Origin of the sequence: Asanoa siamensis, assembly GCF_016862555.1 — a bacterium.
In the GTDB taxonomy this organism is placed as follows: Bacteria; Actinomycetota; Actinomycetes; order Mycobacteriales; family Micromonosporaceae; genus Asanoa; species Asanoa siamensis.
On record NZ_BONE01000175.1, the window covers coordinates 1 to 3,569 of the forward strand.

The following is a 3,569-nucleotide window of genomic DNA, read 5'->3' on the forward strand; positions in this document are numbered from 1 at the left end:
TTAGGCCGGTTTTCTGGCCGTTTCGGACGCACCCACGTCCATACGCAGTAGACGAGCCAGCCCACCGCCAACGCCGTGGCGAGCGGGCGCAGGTGAAGCGCGTTGAGAACGAAAACCAACGCCAGCACGGTCAGCCACGGTACGAAGGCCTTCACGCTCGTGGACGTTACACATGCAACGCCCGCTTGACTTCCCCCTGGCGGCGGGGAGAAGGTATGGCTGCCCTTACTTAGGGCTCCCTATCACCCAGGGTGACGGAGTCCCCCCACCATGTTCGCTACGTACCTGATCGGCCTGCGCGAAGGACTGGAAGCGACCCTCGTGGTCAGCATCCTCGTCGCCTTCCTCGTCAAGTCGCAGCGCAAGGACCGGCTCATCCAGGTCTGGGCCGGCGTCGCGCTCGCCGTCGCCCTGTCCGTCCTGTTCGGCTGGATGCTCACCTACACCACCACGAGCCTGCTCGCCGACTACCAGGACCGTGAGCTGTTCGAGGCGATCACCTCGCTCGCCGCGGTCGTGTTCGTCACCTGGATGATCTTCTGGATGCGCAAGGCCGCCCGCTCGATCGCCGGCGAGTTGCGCACGAAGCTCACCGACGCCCTCGCGGTCGGCTCGGTCGCGGTCGCCGTGATGGCGTTCCTCGCCGTGGTCCGCGAAGGCCTGGAGACCGCCCTGATCTTCTACTCCGCGGTGCAGGGTGTGGAGACCGACGGCGGCCCGCTCTACGCGCTGATCGGCGGCGTGGCCACGGCCATCGTGATCGGCGTCCTGCTCTACGGCACGGCCGTGCGGATCAACCTCGGCAAGTTCTTCACCTGGACCGGCGCCCTGCTGATCCTGGTGGCCGCGGGCATCCTCAAGTACGCCGTGCACGACTTCCAGGAGGCCGGCGTGCTGCCGGGCCTCAACACGCTGGCGTTCGACATCAGCGGCACCCTCGACCCCGGTTCCTGGTACGGCAGCCTGCTCGCCGGCATGTTCAACATCACCCCGGCCCCGACGCTCCTGGAGACCATCGCCTGGGCCGCGTACGGCATCCCGGTGCTGGCCATCTTCCTGCGGCCGGCCAAGAAGAAGACCCCCACGCCGGCCGCCGAGACCCCCGTCATCCCGGCGACCACGCCGCAGTCCTGATCAGGAGTTCCCGAATGCGCAGCAGATACCTCGCGACCGTCGCGGTCGCCCTGTTGGCCGGTGGCCTCGCCGCGTGCTCCGGCGGCGACGAGGGCACCGCCGACGCCGGCGCCGCCAAGGGCGGGCCCATCGCCGTCAACGCGAGCGACACCGGCTGCGAGGTCGGCCTCACCGACGTCGACGCCGGCACCGTGCAGTTCAAGGTCACCAACAAGGGCGGCAAGGTCACCGAGTTCTACGTGTACGCCGCCGGCGACCGCGTCATGGGCGAGGTGGAGAACATCGCGCCGGGCCTCAGCCGGGACCTGCACGTCGAACTGCCCGCCGGGACGTACGAGACGGCCTGCAAGCCGGGCATGATCGGCAAGGGCATCCGCGGCCCGCTGAAGGTCAACGGCTCCGCCGCGCCGCTCACCGAGGACGCCGCGCTCAAGGACGCGACCGACAGCTACTCGCGGTACGTGAAGAGCCAGACCGACGCGCTGCTGGTGAAGACCCAGGAGTTCGTGGACGCGGTCAAGGCCGGCGACGTCGCGAAGGCCAAGGCGCTGTTCCCGATCGCCCGCACCTACTGGGAGCGGATCGAGCCCGTCGCCGAGATCTTCGGTGACCTCGACCCGAAGATCGACGGCCGGGAAGAGGTCGTCGAGGAGGGCATGAAGTTCACCGGCTTCCACGCGATCGAGCGGGACCTCTGGAAGACCGGCGACATCTCCAAGTCGGGCCCTATGGCCGACGAGCTGATGGTCAACATCAAGGAGATCGTCGCGAAGGCCAACGCCGAGCAGCTCTCCCCGCTGCAGCTCGCCAACGGCGCCAAGGAGCTGTTGGACGAGGTCGCCACCGGGAAGATCACCGGTGAGGAGGACCGCTACTCGCACACCGACCTGTGGGACTTCAACGCCAACGTCGAAGGCTCCAAGGCGGCCATCGCGGCCCTGCGGCCCGCCCTCGAGCAGCGCAACGCCGACCTGGTCAAGCAGCTCGACACCGAGTTCGCCAACGTCGACGCGGCCCTGTCGAAGCACCGCGCCGGTGACGGCTGGAAGCTGCACAACGAGCTGTCCCAGGACGACCTGAAGGCGCTCTCCGACGCGATCAACGCGCTCGCCGAGCCGATCAGCAAGGTCGCCCCTGTCGTGGCGAAGTAGGAGACATGAACATCTCGCGCCGTCAGGCGATGACGATCGCGGGTGTCGGCGTGGCCGGCCTCGCGGGTGCTGCCGCCGGCGCGTCGGCCGTGCTGGCCGCCGACTCGGAACCCACGGTTCCGGTGTCGGCGGCCAGCGGTGCCGTGCCGTTCTACGGGGCGCACCAGGCCGGCATCGTCACGCCGGCGCAGGACCGGCTGCACTTCGTGGCGTTCGACGTGATCACGAAGGACCGCGACCGCCTCGTCACGATGCTGCAGGACTGGACGGCCGCCGCCGCCCGGATGACCGCGGGTCAGGACGCCGGGGCGATCGGCGCGGTCAACGGCATCCCGGAGGCGCCGCCCGACGACACCGGCGAGGCGCTGGACCTGCCGCCGGCGGGGCTGACGCTGACCATCGGGTTCGGCCCGACGCTGTTCCGGGACGCCACCGGCGCGGACCGCTTCGGCATCGCCGCCAAGCGCCCCGCGGCCCTCGTCGACCTGCCGAAGTTCCCCGCCGACGCGCTCCAGCCGGCGATCTCCGGCGGCGACCTGTGCGTCCAGGCCTGCGCCAACGACCCGCAGGTCGCCGTGCACGCCATCCGCAACCTCGCCCGGATCGGCATGGGCGTGGTGAGCGTGCGCTGGTCGCAGCTCGGCTTCGGCCGCACCTCGTCGACCTCGCGCGACCAGGTCACCCCGCGCAACCTGTTCGGCTTCAAGGACGGCACCGCCAACCTCAAGGCCGAGGACACCGCGCTGCTCGACGAGCACCTGTGGGTGGCGAAGGGCGACGGACCGTCCTGGATGGACGGCGGGAGCTACCTCGTGACCCGGAAGATCCGGATGACGATCGAGACCTGGGACCGCACGTCGCTCGCCGAGCAGGAGGAGATCGTCGGTCGGGCCAAGGGAAGCGGGGCGCCGCTCGGCCACCAGAACGAGTTCGACGAGCTCGACTTCACCGTCAAGGGCCCCACTGGCGAGCCGGCGATCGCCGACGTCGCGCACGTGAAGCTGGCCCACCACAGCCGCAACGGCGGCGCCCGGCTGCTGCGCCGGGGCTACAACTTCGTCGACGGCTCCGACGGCCTCGGCCGCCTGAACGCGGGCCTGTTCTTCATCTCGTTCCAGCGCGACGCGCACAAGCAGTTCGTGCCGATCCAACTCCAACTGGCCCGGCACGACGTGCTGAACGAGTACATCCGCCACGTCGGCAGCGCCCTGTTCGCCTGCCCACCGGGCGTCCCGGACGCCGGCGACTACTGGGGTCGCGGGCTGTTCGAGGGCTAGGTCGTAT

General features: G+C 69.7%; 3 protein-coding genes. All 3 read left to right on the forward strand.

Going from position 1 to position 3,569, the window contains the following annotated elements; all coding sequences use genetic code 11:
* The first annotated feature begins 270 nt into the window (after positions 1 to 270).
* From efeU to efeB, 3 genes are read left to right on the forward strand one after another with little or no spacing between them, the layout of a single operon-like run.
* Positions 271 to 1,134, forward strand: a complete 864-nt coding sequence (efeU, locus tag Asi02nite_RS40980; protein WP_203719442.1) for an iron uptake transporter permease EfeU — start codon at positions 271 to 273, stop codon at positions 1,132 to 1,134.
* Between the two features lie 14 nt (positions 1,135 to 1,148).
* A complete protein-coding gene (efeO, locus tag Asi02nite_RS40985) occupies positions 1,149 to 2,285 on the forward strand; it encodes an iron uptake system protein EfeO (RefSeq protein ID WP_203719443.1) in 1,137 nt (378 codons plus the stop codon).
* Between the two features lie 5 nt (positions 2,286 to 2,290).
* On the forward strand, positions 2,291 to 3,562 hold the full coding sequence (gene efeB / locus Asi02nite_RS40990; protein ID WP_203719444.1) for an iron uptake transporter deferrochelatase/peroxidase subunit: 1,272 nt from the start codon (positions 2,291 to 2,293) through the stop codon (positions 3,560 to 3,562).
* Positions 3,563 to 3,569: the final 7 nt, after the last annotated feature.

Excerpts from the sequence above, each read along its gene's own strand:
- efeU (WP_203719442.1), top strand. The coding sequence starts at position 271 with ATGTTCGCTACGTACCTGATCGGCCTGCGCGAAGGACTGGAAGCGACC.
- efeO (WP_203719443.1), top strand. The coding sequence starts at position 1,149 with ATGCGCAGCAGATACCTCGCGACCGTCGCGGTCGCCCTGTTGGCCGGT.
- efeB (WP_203719444.1), top strand. The coding sequence starts at position 2,291 with ATGAACATCTCGCGCCGTCAGGCGATGACGATCGCGGGTGTCGGCGTG.